Below are 20,539 nucleotides of genomic sequence, written 5' to 3'. Positions count from 1 at the left end.
GTGGGACCATGGCGGGACGTGTCACGCAGGCGCAGGTGGCGCGCATCGCCGGCGTGTCGCAGGCGATCGTCTCCTTGGTGCTCAACGGGTCCGACAGTGTCCGGGTGTCGCCGGAGACGCGCAAAAGGGTTGAGGACGCGCTGCGGTCGACTGGCTACACGGTCGACATCATGGGGCGGCGGTTGCGCGGCAAGACCAACCAGATTCTGGGGGTTTTCACCTACGAGTCCGTTTTCCCGTCCGGCGTCGCCGACTTCTACCGGCCGTTCCTGCTCGGTATCGAGCAAGAGGCTGAGGCTCAGGGATTTGACTTGCTCCTGTTCACCAGTCCCGGCCGCAAGGACGGGCGGCGGCGGGTCTACGAGGGCGAGACCAACCGGTTGCGGATCGCCGACGGGTGCGTTCTGCTTGGCAGGCACAACGATCCCGCTGAGCTCGCGCGGCTTGTCGATGAGCAGTTTCCCTTTGTCTTCATTGGCAGGCGGGATTCGCCCTCCGGGCCGGTGAGTTATGTCGGCGCCGACTATGTCGCGTCCACGCGGGACGTTTACGAGTGGATGTGGCGGATCGGGCACCGCAAGATCGCGTTGCTGAGCGTCCCGGAGGAGAACGAGCCCACTTTGGACAGGCGGGCCGGGTATCAGGCTGCCGCCCGTAAGCACAAGAAGGCACCGCTGGTCATCGTGGCGGACGATCCGGAACGGGCCCTTCGGGAGGCCCGGGAGAACCAAGCGACCGCTCTGTTGGTGGAGAGCATGGCGATGGCCGACGGCATCAAGGCTTACGTCGACGTGCCCAAGGACCTCTCCGTCGTCGTGCTCGGGGATCCGGATCCGACGCAACAGCCCAGCCACGCCGTGCCCACGTCGGACACGGATTGGTCGATGTTCCGCATCCCGCGCACGGAGATGGGCGTGCGGGCGGTCCGGATGTTGATCGAGCTGGTCAACGGCGGCAAGCCCAAGTCTGTGCTGCTGCCGTGTGAGATCCACGAGGGTTCGACCACCGCCGCGGGAAACTGACCTGTTGACACAGCCGAAGCAGGGTGTTTACCGTTCGCTAATTCGAATAATCAGCGGATGGGGCGCAGCGTGGACACGGATGTCCTGATCGTCGGAGCCGGGCTTGGTGGGGTCGCGGCCGCGTTGGCGGCGGCCGAGGGTGGGGCCAGGGTGATCCTTGTCGAAGGCGACCGGTGGATCGGTGGCCAGCTCACGGCACAGGCCGTACCGCCGGACGAACACCCATGGAGCGAGCAGTTCGGCGTCACGGCGTCCTATCGGGCATTACGAGACGGCATCCGCGGCTACTACCGCCAGCACTATCCGCTCACAGCCGCGGCCCGTAAGCACCGGAGACTCAACCCGGGCGGTGGGCTGGTCAGCCCGCTGTGCCACGAGCCGAGGGTCGCTGTGGCAGTGTTGGAAGCGATGTTGGCGCCGCACCGGGCATCCGGTCGCGTCCAGCTGTTGCAGCCGTACAGTCCGATCGGGACAGAAGTGGACAACGACCAGGTCAAGGCCGTCCACTTCACCCACGACCTGACAATCACGGCACGCTACGTCATCGACGCCACGGAAACCGGTGACCTGCTGCCACTGGCGAACGTCGAGTACGTGACAGGTTTCGAGTCGCAACAGGACACGGGTGAACCGAGCGCTCCAGCCGAGGCTCAGCCGTTGAACATGCAGGCTGCGTCGTGGTGTTTCGCAATGGAGCATGTGGACGGCAACCACGTCATCGACCGCCCGGCGACGTACGACTACTGGCGCGCCGCGCGGCCGAAGGTCTGGCCGGGTGACCTCCTTGCGTTCTGCTGGCCGGACCCGCGCACGCTCGAGGCCGCGGAGGGCTGGCTGGACCCGAACCCGGACGACGACCCGCTCTCGGTGGTCGCCGACCAGAGCAAGAACCCGGGAACCCTGGACCTGTGGCGGTTTCGCCGGATCGCCGCGCGCAACGTCTTCGAGCCGGGCACGTACGCCAGTGACATCACGCTGGTGAACTGGCCGATGATCGACTACCTGGACGGTCCGGTGTTCGAAGTGGACGATGCCGATCGGCACCGCGCGGCCATGAAAGAACTCTCGCTGTCGGCGTTGTACTGGATGCAGACGCAAGCCCCAAGGCCGGACGGCGGTACCGGTTTTCCCGGTCTCCGGATGCGTCCGGACATCCTCGGCACAACAGATGGTCTCGCGCAGGAGCCGTACATCCGGGAATCGCGCCGGATCAAAGCAGTCGAGACCATCAAGGAAACCGATGTGTCATTGGCCGTCCGTGGTGAGCACGGCGCCACGCAGTACAAGGATTCCGTGGGCGTCGGGATGTACCGGATCGATCTGCATCCGTCGACTGGCGGAGACAACTATCTGGATGTGGCTTCGACACCGTTCCAGATCCCGCTCGGCGCACTGCTCCCGATCCGGATGCGGAACCTGTTGCCCGCCAACAAGAATATCGGCACCACGCACATCACGAACGGTGCGTACCGGCTGCATCCGGTCGAGTGGAACATCGGCGAGGCCGCCGGTGCGCTCGCCGCGCGCTGTCTGCAGACCGGGGAACCTCCGCACGCGGTCCGCGAGAAGCCCGACCTGCTCAACGATCTGCAGTCCGTGCTGGTCAAGCGCGGCGTCGAGCTGGCCTGGCCGGAGATCAAAGGATACTGACCATGAGAGTCGCCTTACTGGCCCTGCTGCTGCTCGTCGCCGGCTGTTCGAGCAGTACCGGCAACGCCGAAGTGAACCTGCGAATGACCGTGTGGACCAGCGAGAAATCCCAGCTGGCCCTGTTCGACGAGATCGCGAACGAATACAGACAAGCGCACCCGAACGTCAAGTCGATCACCTTCGACGTGGTTCCGTTCGACCGATACAACACCGCACTGACAACGCAACTGGCCGGAAGCAACCCGCCTGACCTGGCGTGGATCCTCGAGCGGGACGCACCCGATTTCGTCGAGTCAAAGGCATTGGTCAACCTCAGCCCGGTACTGAAGAACGCGGAAGAACTGACGCCCGCGTCGACGAAGTTGTGGCAGAAGAACGGCGAGCTCTACGCATACCCGTTCTCCACATCACCCTTCGGGATGTTCTACAACAAGGACCTGTTCGGCCAGGCGGGCATCACCGAGACGCCCGAGCAGGCACAAGCCGCGGGTCGGTGGACCTGGGACACCGCGATGCAGATGGCCGCGAAAGTGGCCTCGTCGACCGGCAAGTCCGGGTTGGTGATCCGCGATTTCGAGTACAAGACGTGGGTCACGCTCGCTTCCGTGTGGCGTGGCTTCGGCGCCGATGCCTGGCCAGCGGACGGAAAAGCCTGTGGGTTCAGCAGCCCGGAGATGCTCACGGCGATGAGATTCCTGCACAAGGCCATTTTCACCGACAAAGCGTTGCCAGGACCGGGAACCACCGCCGATTTCTTCGCCGGTCAGTCGGGTATGACGGTCGCGCAGATCAGCCGGGCCGGGCTGCTGAAGGAAAAGCCTTTCCAGTGGGGGATCGTGCCGCTGCCCGCAGGCCCGAAAGCCAACGCGCAGGTGATCGGCCAAGCCGGGATCGGTGTGCCAGTCAAGGGAAAGCAGAAGGAGGCTGCCGCCGACTTCCTTGCTTTCTTCACCAACCCGGCGAATTCGGCCAAGCTCAGCCAGTTCTTCCCACCGGCACGGGAAAGCCTGATCAACGCGCAGAGCCTGGCCAAGGTCAGCCCGTTGTTCAGTGCCGAGCAGCTGCAGGACGTGGTGGTGAACGGGATCAAGACCGGCGAGGTGCTGCCCGCACACACCAACAGCGCGAAGATCAACAGCTTGGTGCAGTCCGCCTTGGATCCGCTGTGGAAGCCGGACGCCGACGTCCAGACTGTCCTTGACGGTGTCTGCAAAGCGATCAACCCGGTGCTCAGCCAATGACTGTCCACACCGAACTGCGTCCGGCGGCACCGCCAGAGCCGCCGGCCGCGAAACCGTTCTGGACGCCTCGGCGGCGTGACGCACTTGTCGGTTGGGCCTTCATCGCGCCGCAGGTGCTCGGGTTCTTCCTGTTCGTGCTCGGCCCGCTGATCGCGGTGATCTGGTACAGCTTCCAGAGCACCAATCTGCTCGCCGGGACAACGGAGTTCGCCGGGCTGGAGAACTACGAGCACCTGCTCGACGATCCAGTGATGCCGTCGGTCGCCCGCGCCACGGTGTTGTTCTGCGTCGGGCTGGTGGTCCTGAACCTCAGCCTGGCGTTGCTGCTCGCCGTGTTGCTGAACCAGAAACTACACGGCACGACGGTGTTCCGGACGATCTTCTTCTCGCCGGTCGTGGTCTCACTGGTCGCGTGGACGATCGCGTGGAACCTGATGTTGCAGGACAACGGCAGTATCAACGCGATGCTCCAGGCGGTCGGCATCGACGGGCCGAACTGGCTGCGTGGCGAGAACTCCGCGATGATCTCGGTGATCGTGGTCCAGGTGATCAAGAACGTCGGCCTGAACATGGTGCTGTTCCTGGCCGCGTTGCAAGGCGTGCCGCGATCTCTGCTCGAAGCCGCCGAACTGGACGGCGCCGGGCCCTGGCGCAGGTTCCGGACGATCACCCTGCCGATGATCAGTCCGACCACCTTGCTGACCGCGATCATCACGGTCAGCGGCGCGCTGCACGTGTTCGCCCAGATCCAGATCCTCACGCTCGGAGGACCCGCGGACAGCACCAACGTCCTGGTCTTCTACTTCTACCAACAAGCCTTCGGCAACCACGACTTCGGCTACGGCGCCGTGCTCGCGGTCGTGCTGTTCGTGATCATCGCGCTGTTGACCACGCTGCAGTGGCGGATGCGGAAGCGGTGGGTCTTCTATGAGGCGTAAGGCGCTGTACGCACTGCTCATCCTTCTGGCCGTGCCGTTCGTCTTCCCGACGTGGTGGATGATCACGGCGTCCTTGTTGCCTGCCAACGAAGTCCTCAGCTACCCGCCGAAGCTGTTCCCGACTGCTCCGAGATGGGAGAACTACGCGACCGCGTTCGCGGACTACCCGTTGGCGCGGCAGTACTTCAACAGCCTGTACATCGCTGTGGTCGTCACGGTCAGCACGATGATCGTGGCCTCGCTGGCAGGTTACGCGTTCGCCAGGATCAAGTTCCGCGGCGACAAGCTGTTCGTCGTCGTCCTCATCGGACTGCTGATCCCCAGCGAGGTCACCATCATCCCGTTGTTCCGGATGGTCGACGAACTGGGACTGACCAACACGCACTGGCCGTTGATCGTGATCCCGATCTTCGGTGCGCCCAGTGTGCTCGCCACGTTCGTGATGCGGCAGTTCTTCATCACGGTGCCGGACGAGCTGGAAGAGGCGGGACGGCTGGACGGCCTTGGCCGGTTCGGGCTCTACCGGCGCATCGCGCTGCCGATCGCCCGCCCGGCGCTGGCCGCCGTCGCGATCTTCACCTTCCTCAACACGTGGAACTTCTTCCTGGAACCGTTGGTGTACTTGAGCGACAAGGAGATGTTCACCTTGCCGCTCGCGCTCACCCAGTACGTCGACGTCTACGGCGGCAACATCTGGAACGTCCAGCTTGCCGCGTCCGTCACGACGGTCCTGCCTGTCCTGGCCGTTTTCGTCATCGCGCAACGGCATTTCGTCGAAGGCCTCGCGCAGACCGGGCTCAAGGGATGAGCAGCGCCTTGCCGAGGACCTCGCGGGCCTCGACGGCTCGATGGGCCTCAGCCACCTGGTCGAGCGGGTAGGTCCGGCCGATCACCGCCCGGATCGTCCCGGCCGCGGCCAGTTCGAAGACATGCTCGGCACGAGGGCGGTAGCCGCCACGCAGGTCCGAAAGCTGGTCGATCCCACGCACGGTGATGCCGCGCTCGGGCGAGACGCCTTCATCGGAGGCGCTTGCGTTGCCGTAGTTGGAGTATCGGCCGCCGTCCCGCACAGTGCTGAACGCCGCCTGGCCCAAAGAACCGCTGACACCATCGAATGCAACGTCGACCACCCCGACCTGCGTGGTCCAGTCTGGCTCGGTGTAGTCGACCGCGACATCGGCGCCAAGATCCTTCACCAGAGCCAATTTCTCAGCGCCGCGCGCCACCCCGATCACCCGTGCCCCGGCCGTGGCCAACAGTTGGACGAGAACAGTGCCCAGACCGCCTGCCGCAGGTTGGACGAGCGCAGTTTCGCCCGCTTTGACCGGGGTTACCTCAAGCAGACCGGCTGCTGTGCTGCCGTCGTGCAGCAGGGCCATCGCCTCCGGCAGGCCGAGTCCTTCCGGCACCGGGATGACCGCGCCGACGTCGGCGACGGCTTGTGTCGCGTAACCGTTCTGGACGCTGGCGACGACCTTTCGGCCCACCCACCCAGGGTCGACGCCTTCACCGACAGCGGTGACGACGCCAGCGGCCTCCATGCCCGGGATGTACGGCGGCGTGGTGGGGAAGAAGTCCTGCCACTGACCGCGGCGCAGGTAGGTGTCCAACGACTGGATCCCGGACACGGCCACGTCGATCAGCACGTGGCCGGCTTCCGGGACCAGGTCAGGGGCCTCGATGACCTTCAGGACCTCAGGGCCGCCGTATTCGGCTATCTCGATCGCTCGCATACCGCCAGTCTTGAACCTCAACAGAGGTTGAGGTCAAGGCTTGAGGTATGTGACCGCATCGAGCACCAGCGGATCGAGCGATGCTGCCTCGGTCTGTGCCTTGTCCAGCAGCTCCGCCTTCATCCGCGGGTCCCAGAACAGCCTGATGTGCTGGGCGATCGCCGCTGCCGCCTGCCGGGTCGGCTGGTGGTGGAACTGCACCGCGATCTCGTTCGCCATGCGGACTTGCGGTGATTGGGTGTGCATACGTCAGTCCACCGCCATCGGGATGTCTTCGCGAGCGGATTCCTCGGCCGCGGCGGCCGAGGTGCGCAGCCCGACCTGGACCGCCGTGACCTTGTACTCGGGGCAGTTCGTGGCCCAGTCCGAGTTCTCGGTCGTGACCACGTTGGCGCCGGTCACGGGGTGGTGGAACGTCGTGTACACCACACCGACCGGCATCCGGTCCGAGATGGTCGCCTTCAGCGTGGTCTCACCGACCCGCGAGGCCAAGGACACCATGTCGCCATCGTTGATCCCGCGTACCTCGGCGTCGTGCGGGTGGATCTCCAGCACGTCCTCCGGGTGCCAGGCCACGTTCGCGGTACGGCGGGTCTGCGCGCCGACGTTGTACTGCGACAGGATCCGGCCGGTGGTCAGGATCAACGGGAACTTGCGGGTGCTGCGCTCGTCGGTCGGCACGAACGTGGTCGGGACGAACGCTCCCTTGCCCCGCACGAACCCGTCGACGTGCATGATCGGCGTGCCGGTCGGCGCGGCGTCGTTGCACGGCCACTGCACGCTGCCCAGCTTGTCGAGCTTCTCGAACGAGACACCGGAGAAGGTCGGGGTGACCGCGGCGATCTCGTCCATGATCTCGCTGGGGTTGTTGTAGGACATCTCGTAACCCATCGCCTGCGCGATGCGGCACGGGATCTCCCACTCGTGCATGCCGGTCTTCGGCGCCATCACCGGGCGGACCCGGTTGATCCGGCGTTCGGCGTTGGTGAATGTGCCGTCCTTCTCCAGGAACGATGTACCAGGCAAGAAGACGTGCGCGAACTTGGCTGTCTCGTTGATGAACAGGTCCTGCACCACGACCAGGTCCATCGCGGCGAGGGCCGCGGTGACGTGCTTGGTGTTCGGGTCGGACTGCGCGATGTCCTCACCCTGCACGAACAGGGCCCGGAACGTGCCGTCGATGGCCGCGTCGAACATGTTCGGGATGCGCAGGCCCGGCTCGGGCAGGATCGGCCGGCCCCACAGCGTCTCGAACACCTCGCGCACGGCCTCGTCCGACACGTGCCGGTACCCCGACAACTCGTGCGGGAACGAACCCATGTCGCACGAACCCTGCACGTTGTTCTGACCACGCAACGGGTTCACGCCCACGCCGTCGCGGCCGATGTTGCCGGTAGCCATGGCGAGGTTGGCCATACCCATGACCATCGTTGAACCCTGGCTGTGCTCGGTCACGCCCAGGCCGTAGTAGATCGCGGCGTTGCCGCCGGTCGCGTACAGCCTCGCGGCAGCACGAACATCGGCAGCGGGAACGCCGGTGATCGACTCGGTGGCCTCCGGGCTGTTCTCCGGGCGGGCGATGAACTGCGCCCACTCCTCGTAGCCCTCGCACCGGGCAGCCACGAAGTCCTGGTCCACCAAGCCTTCGGTGACCACGACGTGCGCGAAAGCGTTGACCATCGCCACGTTCGTGCCCGGCTGCAGCGGCAAGTGGTACTGCGCCTCGATGTGCGGCGAGCGCACAAGGTCGATCCGGCGCGGGTCGACCACGATCAGCTTGGCACCCTCGCGGATCCGCTTCTTCATCCGCGATGCGAAAACCGGGTGGCCGTCGGTCGGGTTCGCGCCGATCACCATGATCACGTCGGCCTCGGCCACCGACTTGAAGTCCTGCGTTCCCGCGGACGTGCCGAACGTCTGCTTCAGGCCGTAACCAGTCGGCGAATGGCAGACGCGGGCGCACGTGTCGACGTTGTTGTTGCCGAACGCCGCGCGCACCATCTTCTGCACGACGTAGACCTCTTCGTTGGTGGTACGGGAAGAGGTGATCCCGCCGATCGCGCTCGCGCCGTACTTTCCTTGTATTTCAAGGAACTTCCGCGCGGTGTAGGTGATCGCGGTGTCCCAGTCCACCACCTGCCACTCGTCGGTGATCGACTCGCGGATCATCGGGTTCATCTGGCGGTCGGGGTGCGTGGCGTACCCGAAAGCGAAGCGGCCCTTGACACACGAGTGACCCTCGTTCGCGCCGCCGTCCTTGAACGGCACCATCCGCACGAGCTGGTCGCCGCGCATCTCGGCCTTGAAAGAGCAGCCGACGCCGCAGTACGCACACGTGGTGACCACGCTGCGCGTCGGCATTCCGAGCTCCACCACGGACTTCTCCTGCAGCGTGGCCGTCGGGCACGCCTGCACGCACGCGCCACACGAAACGCACTCGGAGTCCATGAAGTTCACGCCACCGGCGGAGACCTTGGACTCGAAGCCACGGCCCTCGATGGTCAGCGCGAACGTGCCTTGGATTTCGCCGCAGGCGCGGACACATCGCGAACACGCGATGCACTTGGACGCCTCGAAGTCGAAGTACGGGTTGCTGTCGTCGGTGAGCAGGTCGAGGTGGTTCTCGCCCTCGTAGCCGTAACGGACCTGCCGCAGACCGACGACGCCGGACATGTCCTGCAATTCGCAATCGCCGTTGGCGGAGCAGGTCAGGCAGTCCAGCGGGTGGTCGGAGATGTACAGCTCCATGACGCCTTGGCGGAGCTTCTCCACCTTGGGCGTCTGGGTACGCACCTTCATGCCTTCGGCGACCGGCGTGGTGCACGAGGCCGGAGTTCCTTTGCGGCCATCGATTTCAACGAGGCACAAGCGACAGGAACCAAAGGCGTCAAGGGTGTCGGTCGCGCAGAGTTTCGGGATGTCAACACCGGTCAGGGCAGCGGCCCGCATGACTGAGGTGCCTGGCGGCACTGTGACCGGCATGCCGTCGATCTCGACCGTGACGGTCGCCTCGCCCGGCTTGGCGGGTGTGCCAAGGTCGGGTTCCTTCATCAGCGTCATGACGTTGTCTCCTGATGGGATGCCCTAGGAGTTCTTACAGCGAAGTCGTCTGGAAAGTGCTTCAGCGCACTGAGCACTGGGTTCGGCGTCAGACCACCCATCGCGCACAGCGAGCCGTCTGTCATCAGCTCGCACAGGTCGTTCAGCACAGCCAGGTTCGCGTCCGTGTCCTGACCAGCGACGATCTTGTCGATGGTCTCGACGCCGCGCACCGAGCCCACCCGGCACGGGGTGCACTTGCCGCACGACTCCTCGGCGCAGAACTCCATCGCGAAGCGCGCCATCGCAGCCATGTCAACGGTGTCGTCGAACACCACCACACCCCCGTGCCCGAGCATGGCGTCCGCCGCGGCGAACGCCTCGTAGTCGAGCGGGATGTCGAGCCGGTCGGCGGGCAGGTATGCGCCGAGCGGGCCGCCGACCTGCACCGCTCGTACTGGACGCCCGGACCGGGTGCCGCCACCGTATTCGTTTATCAGTTCTGCCAAGGACATCCCGAACGCGGTCTCGTAGACACCACCGCGCGCGATGTTCCCGGCGAGCTGGAAAACCTGTGTACCAAGGGATCGGCCCATGCCGAGCGCGGCGTACGCTTCGGCGCCGTCGGCGAGGATCGAGGGCACGGAAGCCAGCGTGAGCACGTTGTTGACGACCGTCGGCTTGCCGAAAAGCCCTGTGATGGCAGGGATCGGTGGCTTCGCGCGGACCATGCCCCGTTTGCCCTCAAGGCTTTCGAGCATCGAGGTCTCTTCACCGCAGATGTACGCACCCGCGCCGACCCGGACGTACAGGTCGAATTTCAGGCCTGAGCCAAGGATGTTCTCGCCCAGCCAGCCGCGTGCGTAACCGATCTCGATGGCCTGGCGGAGGGTCTTGACCGCGTCGGGGTATTCGGACCTGAGGTAGACGTAGCCCTCGGTCGCGGCTGTCGCGTATGCCGCGATCGCCATGCCTTCGATGAGGCAGAACGGGTCGCCCTCGATCAGGATCCGGTCGGCGAACGTGCCGCTGTCGCCCTCGTCCGCGTTGCAGCACACGAACTTGAGCTCTCCGGGCGTGTTCAGGACGGTGTTCCACTTGATGCCCGCGGGGAAACCCGCGCCGCCACGGCCACGCAGCCCGGAGTCGGTGACGGCCTTGACGACCTCGGCCTTGTCCATTTCCAGCGCGTTGCGCAGGCCCGCCATGCCACCGTTGGCGAGATAGTCGTCCGCGGACAGCGGATCGGTTACGCCGACGCGCTTGTAGCACAGCCGGGTCTGGTCTTTCATCCACTTGAGCTCGTCGACCAGCCCGACTTTGAGCTCGTGGTCCGGGTTGTCGAGGATCTCGGCGACCTGGTGCGGCTCAACCGGGCCGTAGCCGACGCGGCCCTCAGGCGTGTCGATCTCCAGAAGCGGCTCAAGCCACAGCATCCCGCGCGTGCCGTTGCGGACAAGCCGGACATCCAGGCCGCGCGCCTCGGCTTGGGTCCGGACAGCCTCGGCTACCGCGTCCGCGCCCACCGAGACAGCGGCGGAGTCACGCGGCACGTAGATCGTGGTCATGCATTCCCCTCGGCACTGCGGATGAGCCTGTCCAGCCGCTGCTCATCGAGCTTCCCGTACATCCGGCCGTTGATCTGGGCGGCCGGGCCCAGCGCGCAGTTGCCGAGGCAGAAAACCTGCTCGATGGTGACGGAGCCGTCGGGAGTGGTCTGCCCGAGCTTGACGCCGAAGACCTGTTGGGCGTGCTCGGCGAGCTTCTCGGCCCCCACGGACTGACACGCCTCGGCACGGCAGATCTTCACGACGGTCCGGCCGGCGGGCTCCGGCCGGAAGTCGTGGTAGAAGGTCACCACACCGTGCACGTCAGCACGGGAAAGGTTCAGTTCACGGGCCACGATCGGCACCATGTCGTGGCTGACGTAGCCGAATTCGGCCTGTAGTCCGTGCAGGATGGGAAGCAGGGCGCCCCGGTCGCCGCGATGTGCGTCCACCACCGCCCGCACTCGCTGCTCCAGCGCATCGGGGGTCATTCTCATCTCCCAACGACATCTGCATACGGTATACAACAACCGTACCCACTGAGATCGTCCAGCGAAAGAGGCATGGTCAAAGCCGGAAAGTCAGCGGCGACGTGCTCGACGTCGGCTGCGGCACCGGTGAAAACGGACGACAGAGCAGAAGGTCGCGTACAAGTGGGTGCTCCCCGCGTGGCAGGTTAAGACCGGCCGCATCGACTGATAGACCTCGTGAGTGGTTGTCGGAGTCAGAACACCGATAGCCATTCACGAGGGAGGCGAGGATGCAGCTTCTGCTGGTTGTGGTCGGTGCGATCGCGGTGACGGCGGTCGCCCATCGACGGGGCATGCAGCCGTCCCTGGTCGTGGTCGTGCTGGCGGCTGCGGTCTCGTTCATCCCCGGGCTGCCCAGGTTCGAGCTTGAGCCGGAGCTCATCCTGAGCGTGGTCCTGCCTCCACTGCTCTATTCCGCCGCGCTGAAATTCTCGGTTCCGGCGTTCACGCGCAACCTCCGGCCGATCCTGGCGCTCGGGGTCGGCATGGTCGTTGTGTCCACTCTGGCCACTGGTGCCGTCGGGTGGTGGATCGTGCCCGGCCTAGCGCTTGTTCCAGCGCTCATCCTCGGCGCTGTCGTCGCCCCGCCGGACGCGGTCGCCGGGCTGGCGGTGGGACGTGAGCTGGGCCTGCCGAAGCGGCTGATGGCGATCCTGACGGGGGAGAGCCTCGTCAACGACGCCGCCGCGTTGACGATCTTCTCGCTCACGGTCGCCGCGGTCACCGGTGATCACACGTTGTTCGAGAACCCGGTTCTGCTGTTCGTGTACAGCGCGCTGGTGGGCAGCGTGGTCGGGTTCGTGCTCGGCCTGATCGTGCACTGGATACGGATGCGCGTTCAGGACAGTGGCCTGGAAACGGCGCTTGGTCTCGTCGTACCCTTCGCTGCTTATCTTCTGGCCGAAGAGGTGCATGCTTCCGGTGTCCTCGCGGTTGTCATGGCCGGGTTTGTGCTGGGCCACAAGAACACCGAGGCCGGGTTCGCGACGAGGTTGCAGGCCAGGCAGGTGTGGAGCACGCTTGACGTCCTGCTTGAGGCGTTTGTCTTCGCCTACATGGGATTGCAGTGCCGGTTCGTCTTCGCCGAGCTGCACCCCGAGAACTGGGTGAAGTTCGCCTTGGCGGCTGCGGCCATCCTGCTGACGGTACTCATCGTCAGGCCACTGTGGATGACGGTCGCATACGGCCGGAACTGGCTGACCAGAAAGCTGCGCAAGCGCGAGCCGTTGCCGTGGAAGTACTTCGCGGTCATCTCGTGGATGGGCATGCGTGGCGTCGTCACGCTCGCCGCCGCGGCCGGTGTGCCGGAGTCGGTGCCGGAGAGGGACACCATTCAAGCGTTGGCGTTCGTGGTCGCCGTGGGGACGTTGCTGATCCAAGGACCGACGTTGCCGTTCCTCATCCGCAAGCTCGACATCACCGATCCGGCGGAGGAGACCGAGGAGGAAGCCGCCAACCGCAAGGCGCGGGAGATCTCGATGAACGCCGTCAAGGCGACGATGATCGACCTCTACAACCAGCCGCATCCCGGCGTCAGCCCGGAGATGCTCGAGAAGCTCAAGGACCGGTACGTTGCCGCGGCTCAGGCACGCCGCGCGATGGACGACGACATGGACAGCCGGGTCCAAAGCCTGCGGGAGCTCACCGTTTCCGTCAGAAGGGCGATGCTCGCGGCGCAACGGCGAGCGCTTGCCAAGGCCCGTGATGACGGGGACCTCGACGACGAGACCGTGCGCCGCGAGCTGGATCGCCTCGACTATGAGGAGGCCGCGGCCTTCAGTTGATCGACGACGCCCACTTGGCGACCACGTCGTAGTACGAGGCGGCGTTGGGTGCGTAGTTGATCGAGTGGCCATAGCCGGACACGATGTGCGTCGTGAGCGTGGCCGATGGGCCGAAGAACGGCCGCTCCGAAGCGTGCAACGCACTGGGTGACGAGCAGTCGCTGCCCAGCGGCGGCCCGCAGAAGTGGTTGTCGTTGCCCACGATCAGCAGCACGGGCACGTTGATGCCGCGAGACGCCGGGATGACGATGTTGGTCAGTGCGACCGTGTCCACCGCCTCGGTCGCCGCGAACACATCCTTTGTGGACTCGTCGAAAGCGATCGCGCCGTCGACCTTGGGGCCGGGCGTGTGGAACGACGTGTACCTCGTGCCTGGGCCGGTGGTGAGGTAGCCGAGGTCGAGGCCACGCGAGGCGAGCTGCGGGTCGAGCGGCGCCGGGATCATCTGCGTCAACACCGGTGCCACGGTCGCGAAGTTCATCCGGTGGGTCATTCCGGTGACGAGCACGCCGTCGACGTCACGGTACGTACCCGCCTCGATCATGGCCATCGCCGAGCCGATCGAGTGACCGCCAATGATCACACGGGAGAACTGCCCGCGGATCTGCTTGATCACCTCGTGCGCCGCGCGTGCCTGCGCCGACGCGGTCACGAAGGCGCTCAACGGCTTCGAACTGTGGCCGGTGCCGAGCCGGTCGAGGGCGAGCGTCGCGTGTCCCGCCTTGTTCATCACCATGCGGTACGAACGGGACGAAGGCGAATAACCGATATCCCAATAGGAACTGTTGTACGTCCCACCGGGAATCAGCACATGGACCGTGTCGGCACCGTCCGGTGTGCACAGTTTTCCGTGCATTGTCCCCTGTGAAACGGGGAAATCAATGTTCCGGCAGGTCGCTGCCGCCTGAGCGGATACCGGTGCCAGGCCGAGCGTCACGCCGAGAACGGCGATCGTCCCGGCGAGCACTCGTTTCCGTCCATTGTGGAACAAACGCACGACGAGAACTACCTTTCGATGGTCAGTGCTGACTCTTCAGCGGGAAATGGGGATCATCGGCATCCGGTTCGGATAGGCGGCCGATGTGAACTTGACCTTGACCGGTTGATCGGGCACCGGTAACAGTCGCCAACGGGACAGCACGGTCGCCGCCGCGATCACGATCTCGGTCTGCGCGAACGTATTGCCCATGCATTGCCGGACACCGGCACCGAACGGGATGAAGGCGCCGCGTGGCACTTTTCCCGCCTGGTCAGGCGCCCAGCGGTCGGGGTCGAAACGGTGGGGCTCGGCGAAGAACCGGGAATCGAAATGCAGCATGTGCGGGCTGACGGTGACTTCCGATCCCGGCCGGATCCGCACGCCGCCGAGTGACACTTCCGAGATCGCCCTGCGCATCAGGATCCACACCGGATACATCCGCAGTACCTCGTTCATAACCTGGTGCGTGTAGATCAATTTCGGGATGTCCGCGACGGTCAACGGCCGTCCGTCAAGCACGGTGTCGATTTCGTCGAACAGCTTCCGTTCGACCGCCGGGTTCTTCGCGATTTCGTGGAACAGCCAGGCCAGCGCGAGCGCGGTGGTCTCGATGCCCGCGGTCAGCATGGTCAGCACTTCGTCGTAGACCTGCTGGTCGGACATGCCTTCCCCGGCTTCGTCCTGCGCGAGCAGCAGAGTGGACAGCAGGTCACCGTGGTCGGCACCGTCGGCCCGCCAGTCCTCGATGACCTTGAACACGACCGCCTTCATCCGGGCGATGGCCTGGTCGAACTCCCGGTTGCCCGGCATCGGCAGCTTTTCCAGGAATGACGGAGACAGTGCTCTGATCATCCCTTGTTTGATCACCACGAAAATGGACCGCCTGGCCTCTTCGATCGCCTCTTGACCCAGTTCGGTCGAGAACAGCGTCTTGCCGACGACCGTCACGGCGAGGCCTTGCATGTCCTCGTCGATCTGCCGGACGGCACTCGGCCGCCACGTTTCGACAAGGTCGTTCACCGCGCCGATCATCATCTCGGCATAACGGGCGATCCGCTCGTGGTGGAAAGCGGGCTGAATGAGCCGGCGTTGTCGCAGGTGAAAGGCTCCGCTGGACAACAGCAGCCCGTTGCCGACGTATGGCCGGAACTTGTCGAACATCGCGCCTTTGCTGAACTTGGCACCGTCGGTGACCAGCACCTGGTAGGTCAGTTCCGGACTGGTCACGAAATACGTGGGCATCGTGCCCAGATAGATCTTCACCACGTCGCCGTGTTTCGGCAGACCCGCGGTGAATCCGAATCGGTGTCGCAGCATCGCCGGGGTGTGCCCGAGCACTGGCCAACGACCTGGTGCCACCGGGACGGGCATCCATAACTCCAAGGATGAAGGGACGGTCCACAATAGGGGCCAATTGGCTGGCACCGACAGCGCCCGATCGGGTGGGAAGCGGTCACACCGATGGGTCAACTACGATTCATCGAGGCTCGGTAAGCTTTGAGTTTTCGCGAGAATGAAGAGGGTGTTCCCCGGTGACGCAGCAACAGCAGGACTGGGTCCCGCCTGGCGTCGACACGTCGGTGCCCAGCATGGCTCGCACTTATGACTTCATGCTCGGCGGTGGCCACAATTTCGCCGTCGACCGGGCAGTGGGCGACCAGATCGAGACCCTGATGCCCGGCCTGAGGCAGGCGGCTCGGGTCAACCGGGCCTTTCTCGGCCGGGTGGTTCGGTTCATGGTCGCCAACGGGGTACGGCAGTTCCTCGACATCGGTTCGGGCATTCCGACCGTCGGAAACGTGCACGAAATCGCGCAGCGGGAAGATCCGGAGTGCCGCGTGGTCTACGTCGACCGCGATCCGATCGCGGTTGCGCACAGTGAGCTGATGCTGGGGCGCAACGATCGGGCCGCGATCGTGCAGGCCGACATGCGTGACCCCGAATCGATCTTGAACAGCGACGCCGCCAGGCAGCTGCTCGACTTCGACAAGCCCATCGGCCTGCTCATGCTGCTGATGCTGCACTGGGTCGCCGACGAGGACGACCCGCACGGTCTGCTGGAGCGCTACCGTGCGCCGCTCGCGCCCGGCAGCTACTTCGCGCTCACCCACGTCACCGGCGACAACCAGGGCAAGGAGCTGGATGAGGCGACCGGCGTGATCCAGCGCAGCAAGAGCCAGGACCAGGTCAACCTGCGCTCCCACGCCGAGATCCTGTCCATGTTCGGTGAGTTCGAGCTCGTCGAGCCGGGGCTGGTCGGCTGCGCGCTGTGGCGCCCAGGCGGACCGGGCGATGTGGCGGATAATCCGGATATGAACATGCTCGTGTACGCGGGCGTAGGCCGTAAACCTGAATAACCGCCATGCCAGACCCCAGTAGACGAGAACAGCAGCCGCACGACCACGCTCGTGATCGGCTGATCTTGTCGCGCAAATGGGCCTATGTGTTGCACAGCAACGTCTTCTTCACTTTCGAGCAGAACCAGCTGGAACGCGAGCTGGCCGCCCTGCTTGACGTGCTGTGCGGTGTGGTCCACAGCGAGCCGTTCGACACGAAGCCCGCCGCAGAGGTGGGCAGCCGGCTGGTCGAACTCGGCTGCATCGGTGACGAAGCGCTGCCGACCACCATGGAGACGCTCGGCAAGGGCCTGCTGGGCCTGCCGGAGTTCCAGCCTGTGTCCAGGTTCGCCGAGCCGGTCGTGCTGACGCTCGGCGCACTGTCGAGCGGGTTCACCAAAGCCAACCGGCAGGCGACGCTGGACCAGCAGGAGAACATGAAACTCTCGCTGCTGAAAGCGGTCAGGGACGCCAAGTGGCGGCTCAGACAGAGCGAGGCGCAGTTCGACGAGGTCGCGATGTCGTCCGCGAGCGGCATCATCATCACCGACCCGGACGGCCTGCTGGTCCGTACGAACGGCGCCATCGCCGACATACTCGGCTACACGACCGAAGAACTGGCCGGGCGTACCCTGTTCAACCTCGTCCACCCGGATCAGGCCGTGGTTCTCCGTGACGACTACCGGGATCTGCTGGCAGGCAAGAAGGAACGCATCAAGCAACCCGCGCACATGCTCCGTAAGGACGGCGACATCGCACGGATCACGCTCTCGGCCTCGGTGCTGCGCAACGACAGCGGGCCGGTTCACTTCGTCACGGTCGTCGAAGACGGCACCGAACTCATGCTCCTGCAAGGAGAACTGAACCGGCAGGCACTGCACGACGTGCTCACCGGTCTGCCGAACCGCCAGTACTTCAGCACTAACGTGGAGATCGCGCTGCGGCGCGCGGATCCGACGTACGGTGTGACGCTGTTCCACCTTGACCTCGACGCGTTCGCGATGATCTGCAACGGTCTCGGTCGTCGAGTCGGCGATCAGCTGCTTGTCTCGGTGTCCCAACGACTTCGCGCGGTCGTCGCGGCCGAGAAGGCGATGGTGGCCAGGTTCGAGGGCGACGAGTTCGGCATCCTGATCGAGAACACCGAGAGCACACCGGGTGTCTCGACAATCGTCGAGGACATCAACACCGAGCTGGCCGAACCGATCTATGTGGACGGTCACGGTGTCGCGGTGTCGGCGAGCATCGGTGTGGTGCACCGGCCGTCCGGGGCGATGGACCCGGTGGAGTTGTTGCGGGCAGCGGACTTCACGCTGCGGCGCGCCAAAGCGGCCGGGCGCGGTCAGTGGGAGTTGTTCCACACCGACCAGGACGAGCGGGACCGCCGGACGTACACGCTGGCCGCGGCGATGCCCGGCGCGTGGGAGACCGGCGAGATCGAGGTGGTGTACCGGCCGGTCGCGGACCTGAAGGACGGCCGGATCGCGTACGTGGAAGCGTTGCTGCGCTGGAACCGGCCCGACATCGGCACGCTGACCCACAACCAATGCGTTGAGCTGGCCGAACACACAGGACTGATCCTGCCGCTCGGTGAATGGCTGCTGCAGACCGCGAGCAGGCAAGCCGGGTGGTGGCGGCAACGGGCCAGCCGGCCGTTGCCGTTGCTCGTCGGCCTGACCCCGAACCAGTCGGCGGACGCGGACCTCGTGTCCCGGGTGCTGCGAACCGTGGACCTGGCGGATCAGCTGACGATCGGCTTCCCGGTCAGGGCCATGCGTTCACCCGAGGTCGTCGACAACCTGAAAGTGCTGGCGGACATGGGTGTCCGGACAATGCTCGACGACTTCGGCACGGCACCGGACGAGCTGGCGTCGATCGAGGACGTGCCGGTCGACTGCGTCCGCTTCGCCCGCAGGCTCGTTGAACGGCAGGCGGAAGCGGCCGTCGACGCACCGCTCACCGCCGCGCTGACGACGCTCGTGCCGCTCGTGCACCGGTCGGGTGCGAAGGTGATTGTGGACGGCGTGCACACCGAAAGCCAGGCGCAGTGGTGGCGGATGGCGGGTGCGGACTTCGTGATCGGTGACAGGTACGGCAAGGCCGTCCCGCCGGGTGATCTAGCCGCCCGTCTCCCGTAATCGCCGGGTGAGGTAACGCCTTTCCGCGGGGCTGTTGGTCAGCGCAAGCGCTTGCGTGTAAGCCTGGGCCGCCTCAGCGTGACGGCCGAGGCGACGCAGGAACTCGGCGCGGGTCGCGTGCAACAAGTGGTAGCTGCCAAGGCTCGCGGTCAGCGGTTCGACAAGCGCCAGCCCCGCACCCGGTCCGTCGGCCATCCCGATCGCCACCGCACGGTTCAACTCGACAATCGGTGACGGTGTCAACCGCATGAGCAGGCCGTACAGCTCGGCGATCCTGAGCCAGTCGGTGTCCGAGGCACTGGGCGCGGTGACGTGGCACGCGGCGATCGCGGCCTGGATCTGATAAGGCCCACGCTGTTCGTGCTTCTCGGCGGCGTCGAGGACCTGGAGGCCTTCGGCGATCTCGGTGCGGTTCCACCGGGACCGGTCCTGCTCGTCCAACGTCACCAGATCGCCTTCGGGCGTGAGCCGCGCGTGCCGGCGGGCGTGGTGCAGCAACATCAAGGCGAGCAGGCCGAGCGCCTCCGGTCTGCCGGGCTTGGCGATCACCCTGGCCAACCGGATGGCCTCATCGGCCAGATTGCTCCTGCTCGCCGAATACCCCTCGTTGAACAGCAAGTACAAAACCGTGAGGACTGCGGGCGTACGGTCGTGCTCCGAGAATTCCCGGTCGTCCTTGGCCGTTCGTCGTGCCACGGCCAGGCGCTCGGCCATGTCCTGCTTGTCGACCAGGAAAGCCCTGGCGATCTCGGCTGTCGACAGCCCGGCGAGCGTGTGCAACGTCAGCGCGATCTGCGCTTCCAGTGACAACGCCGGGTGACAGCACGTGTACATCAGCCGGAGCTGGTCTTCTGGCGGGAGCTGTACATAGGTCACGCGTCCTCCTTCGTCTACTGATACGACGAACGAGGACGCGTGAAACCGACATCAGCAGCTCAGGTTGCTCCCGGTGGGCACACCGAGGATCTGGGTGAACTGCCGGTACTTGTTGACCCGGCTCTGGACCTGGCCGGGGTTGCCGCCGTTGCACTCGAGGCTGCCGTTGATGCTGCGGATCGTCTCACCGAAGCCGCGGCTGTTGACCATCGCGCTGTGCGGGGTCATCGTGCCGGGGCCGCGCTGCGTCATCCAGTACCAGAGGGCGGTCTTCCACGAGGTCGCGGCGTTGCGCTCGACCTGCCACGGGTCGTTCAGCAGGTTGATCCGCAGGTGGTCACCGGCGGCCTTGTAGTTGAAGTTCCAGCTCAGCTGGATCGGCCCGCGGCCGTAGTACGCGGCCTGGCCCGCGGGGCAGCCGTAGGGCTGGCTGCGGTCGCAGTAGTGCGGGTAGTTGGCCTGGTTCTGCTCTTTGATGTGCACGAGACCGCCGGTCTCGTGGTGCACGTTGGCCAGGAAGGCGGCCGCTTCCTGTTTGCGGACGGTCGTACTACCGCTCGCCGAGAACGCGGTGAACGAGTCCATCGCCTGGGTGAGCCCGGAGTAGGAGTAGAAGCTGTTGCGGCTCGGGAACATCTGGTTGAACTGCGCCTGGGTGACGATGAAAGTGGCGGCGGAGCTAGGCGCGGCAGGGACGACTATCGCGAGGGAGGCGAACACGGCAAA

General features: G+C 65.3%; 16 protein-coding genes and 1 pseudogene. 8 read left to right on the top strand and 9 right to left on the bottom strand.

Translation table 11 applies throughout. The features are described 5' to 3' along the window. Positions 1 to 8 precede the first annotated feature (8 nt). Genes B9C43_RS09935 through B9C43_RS09915 form a run of 5 tightly spaced genes read left to right on the top strand, consistent with a single transcriptional unit; the run spans position 9 to position 5,659 of the window. The gene (locus tag B9C43_RS09935; RefSeq protein ID WP_084425756.1) at positions 9 to 1,022 is read left to right on the top strand and encodes a LacI family DNA-binding transcriptional regulator; all 1,014 of its coding nucleotides are present in this window, start codon (positions 9 to 11) and stop codon (positions 1,020 to 1,022) included. 57 nt (positions 1,023 to 1,079) lie between these two features. Next, positions 1,080 to 2,672 (top strand): FAD-dependent oxidoreductase, encoded by a 1,593-nt coding sequence (locus tag B9C43_RS09930; RefSeq protein ID WP_084425755.1) that lies wholly within the window; start codon positions 1,080 to 1,082, stop codon positions 2,670 to 2,672. A 2-nt stretch (positions 2,673 to 2,674) separates the two neighbouring features. Then, entirely contained in the window at positions 2,675 to 3,913 is a 1,239-nt protein-coding gene (locus tag B9C43_RS09925) for an ABC transporter substrate-binding protein (RefSeq protein ID WP_084425754.1), read from the top strand. Next, positions 3,910 to 4,851, top strand: a complete 942-nt coding sequence (locus B9C43_RS09920) for a carbohydrate ABC transporter permease (RefSeq protein WP_084425753.1) — start codon at positions 3,910 to 3,912, stop codon at positions 4,849 to 4,851. The genes B9C43_RS09925 and B9C43_RS09920 overlap by 4 nt, the downstream gene beginning before the upstream one ends. Continuing rightward, on the top strand, positions 4,841 to 5,659 hold the full coding sequence (locus B9C43_RS09915; protein ID WP_033381022.1) for a carbohydrate ABC transporter permease: 819 nt from the start codon (positions 4,841 to 4,843) through the stop codon (positions 5,657 to 5,659). The genes B9C43_RS09920 and B9C43_RS09915 overlap by 11 nt, the downstream gene beginning before the upstream one ends. Here B9C43_RS09915 and B9C43_RS09910 read toward each other — a convergent pair. Genes B9C43_RS09910 through B9C43_RS09890 form a run of 5 tightly spaced genes read right to left on the bottom strand, consistent with a single transcriptional unit; the run spans position 5,649 to position 11,661 of the window. Further along, a complete protein-coding gene (locus tag B9C43_RS09910; protein ID WP_084425752.1) occupies positions 5,649 to 6,584 on the bottom strand; it encodes a zinc-binding dehydrogenase in 936 nt (311 codons plus the stop codon). The genes B9C43_RS09915 and B9C43_RS09910 overlap by 11 nt on opposite strands. 33 nt (positions 6,585 to 6,617) lie before the next feature. After that, the gene (locus B9C43_RS09905) at positions 6,618 to 6,830 is read right to left on the bottom strand and encodes a formate dehydrogenase subunit delta (protein WP_084425751.1); all 213 of its coding nucleotides are present in this window, start codon (positions 6,828 to 6,830) and stop codon (positions 6,618 to 6,620) included. Between the two features lie 3 nt (positions 6,831 to 6,833). Continuing rightward, positions 6,834 to 9,644, bottom strand: a complete 2,811-nt coding sequence (gene fdhF, locus B9C43_RS09900) for a formate dehydrogenase subunit alpha (RefSeq protein WP_084425750.1) — start codon at positions 9,642 to 9,644, stop codon at positions 6,834 to 6,836. Next, positions 9,641 to 11,191, bottom strand: coding sequence for a formate dehydrogenase beta subunit (locus tag B9C43_RS09895; RefSeq protein WP_084425749.1), 1,551 nt, complete (start codon positions 11,189 to 11,191; stop codon positions 9,641 to 9,643). The genes fdhF and B9C43_RS09895 overlap by 4 nt, the downstream gene beginning before the upstream one ends. Beyond that, complete coding sequence (locus B9C43_RS09890) at positions 11,188 to 11,661, bottom strand: formate dehydrogenase subunit gamma (RefSeq protein WP_143446257.1); 474 nt, start codon at positions 11,659 to 11,661, stop codon at positions 11,188 to 11,190. Before B9C43_RS09890 ends, B9C43_RS09895 begins: the two co-directional genes overlap by 4 nt. Positions 11,662 to 11,930: 269 nt before the next feature. On the opposite strand from B9C43_RS09890, the gene B9C43_RS09885 reads away from it, so the two are divergent. Next, positions 11,931 to 13,484 (top strand): Na+/H+ antiporter, encoded by a 1,554-nt coding sequence (locus tag B9C43_RS09885; RefSeq protein ID WP_084425747.1) that lies wholly within the window; start codon positions 11,931 to 11,933, stop codon positions 13,482 to 13,484. Here B9C43_RS09885 and B9C43_RS09880 read toward each other — a convergent pair. Both B9C43_RS09880 and B9C43_RS09875 read right to left on the bottom strand, forming a co-directional pair. Then, positions 13,477 to 14,481 carry an alpha/beta fold hydrolase gene (locus B9C43_RS09880; protein ID WP_084425746.1) on the bottom strand — a complete coding sequence of 335 codons (1,005 nt, stop codon included), beginning with the start codon at positions 14,479 to 14,481 and terminating at the stop codon, positions 13,477 to 13,479. The genes B9C43_RS09885 and B9C43_RS09880 overlap by 8 nt on opposite strands. A 36-nt stretch (positions 14,482 to 14,517) precedes the next feature. Further along, entirely contained in the window at positions 14,518 to 15,834 is a 1,317-nt protein-coding gene (locus B9C43_RS09875) for a cytochrome P450 (RefSeq protein ID WP_084425745.1), read from the bottom strand. A 161-nt stretch (positions 15,835 to 15,995) separates the two neighbouring features. On the opposite strand from B9C43_RS09875, the gene B9C43_RS09870 reads away from it, so the two are divergent. Together B9C43_RS09870 and B9C43_RS09865 are read left to right on the top strand one after the other, a co-directional pair. After that, positions 15,996 to 16,820, top strand: a complete 825-nt coding sequence (locus B9C43_RS09870) for an SAM-dependent methyltransferase (RefSeq protein ID WP_033381035.1) — start codon at positions 15,996 to 15,998, stop codon at positions 16,818 to 16,820. A gap of 5 nt (positions 16,821 to 16,825) precedes the next feature. Continuing rightward, the gene (locus tag B9C43_RS09865) at positions 16,826 to 18,937 is read left to right on the top strand and encodes a putative bifunctional diguanylate cyclase/phosphodiesterase (RefSeq protein WP_084425744.1); all 2,112 of its coding nucleotides are present in this window, start codon (positions 16,826 to 16,828) and stop codon (positions 18,935 to 18,937) included. Here B9C43_RS09865 and B9C43_RS09860 read toward each other — a convergent pair. Both B9C43_RS09860 and B9C43_RS09855 read right to left on the bottom strand, forming a co-directional pair. Next, positions 18,917 to 19,789 (bottom strand): annotated as a pseudogene (locus tag B9C43_RS09860) (RNA polymerase sigma factor); the annotation flags it as partial. The gene B9C43_RS09865 and the pseudogene B9C43_RS09860 overlap by 21 nt on opposite strands. A 75-nt stretch (positions 19,790 to 19,864) precedes the next feature. Beyond that, entirely contained in the window at positions 19,865 to 20,533 is a 669-nt protein-coding gene (locus B9C43_RS09855) for a chitinase (RefSeq protein WP_407657099.1), read from the bottom strand. Positions 20,534 to 20,539 lie beyond the last annotated feature (6 nt).

This window comes from Kibdelosporangium aridum, from assembly GCF_900176515.1.
GTDB classification, from domain to species: Bacteria; Actinomycetota; Actinomycetes; order Mycobacteriales; family Pseudonocardiaceae; genus Kibdelosporangium; species Kibdelosporangium aridum.
Note: the sequence above shows the minus strand (reverse complement) of the source record. Positions and strands in the feature narration are given on the sequence as shown.

Coding starts and splice junctions, on each gene's coding strand:
- B9C43_RS09865 (WP_084425744.1), top strand. CDS start 16,826: ATGCCAGACCCCAGTAGACGAGAACAGCAGCCGCACGACCACGCTCGT.
- B9C43_RS09885 (WP_084425747.1), top strand. CDS start 11,931: ATGCAGCTTCTGCTGGTTGTGGTCGGTGCGATCGCGGTGACGGCGGTC.
- B9C43_RS09925 (WP_084425754.1), top strand. CDS start 2,675: ATGAGAGTCGCCTTACTGGCCCTGCTGCTGCTCGTCGCCGGCTGTTCG.
- B9C43_RS09910 (WP_084425752.1), bottom strand. CDS start 6,584: ATGCGAGCGATCGAGATAGCCGAATACGGCGGCCCTGAGGTCCTGAAG.
- B9C43_RS09875 (WP_084425745.1), bottom strand. CDS start 15,834: ATGCCCGTCCCGGTGGCACCAGGTCGTTGGCCAGTGCTCGGGCACACC.
- B9C43_RS09890 (WP_143446257.1), bottom strand. CDS start 11,661: ATGACCCCCGATGCGCTGGAGCAGCGAGTGCGGGCGGTGGTGGACGCA.
- B9C43_RS09930 (WP_084425755.1), top strand. CDS start 1,080: ATGGGGCGCAGCGTGGACACGGATGTCCTGATCGTCGGAGCCGGGCTT.
- B9C43_RS09895 (WP_084425749.1), bottom strand. CDS start 11,191: ATGACCACGATCTACGTGCCGCGTGACTCCGCCGCTGTCTCGGTGGGC.
- fdhF (WP_084425750.1), bottom strand. CDS start 9,644: ATGACGCTGATGAAGGAACCCGACCTTGGCACACCCGCCAAGCCGGGC.
- B9C43_RS09920 (WP_084425753.1), top strand. CDS start 3,910: ATGACTGTCCACACCGAACTGCGTCCGGCGGCACCGCCAGAGCCGCCG.
- B9C43_RS09915 (WP_033381022.1), top strand. CDS start 4,841: ATGAGGCGTAAGGCGCTGTACGCACTGCTCATCCTTCTGGCCGTGCCG.
- B9C43_RS09905 (WP_084425751.1), bottom strand. CDS start 6,830: ATGCACACCCAATCACCGCAAGTCCGCATGGCGAACGAGATCGCGGTG.
- B9C43_RS09935 (WP_084425756.1), top strand. CDS start 9: ATGGCGGGACGTGTCACGCAGGCGCAGGTGGCGCGCATCGCCGGCGTG.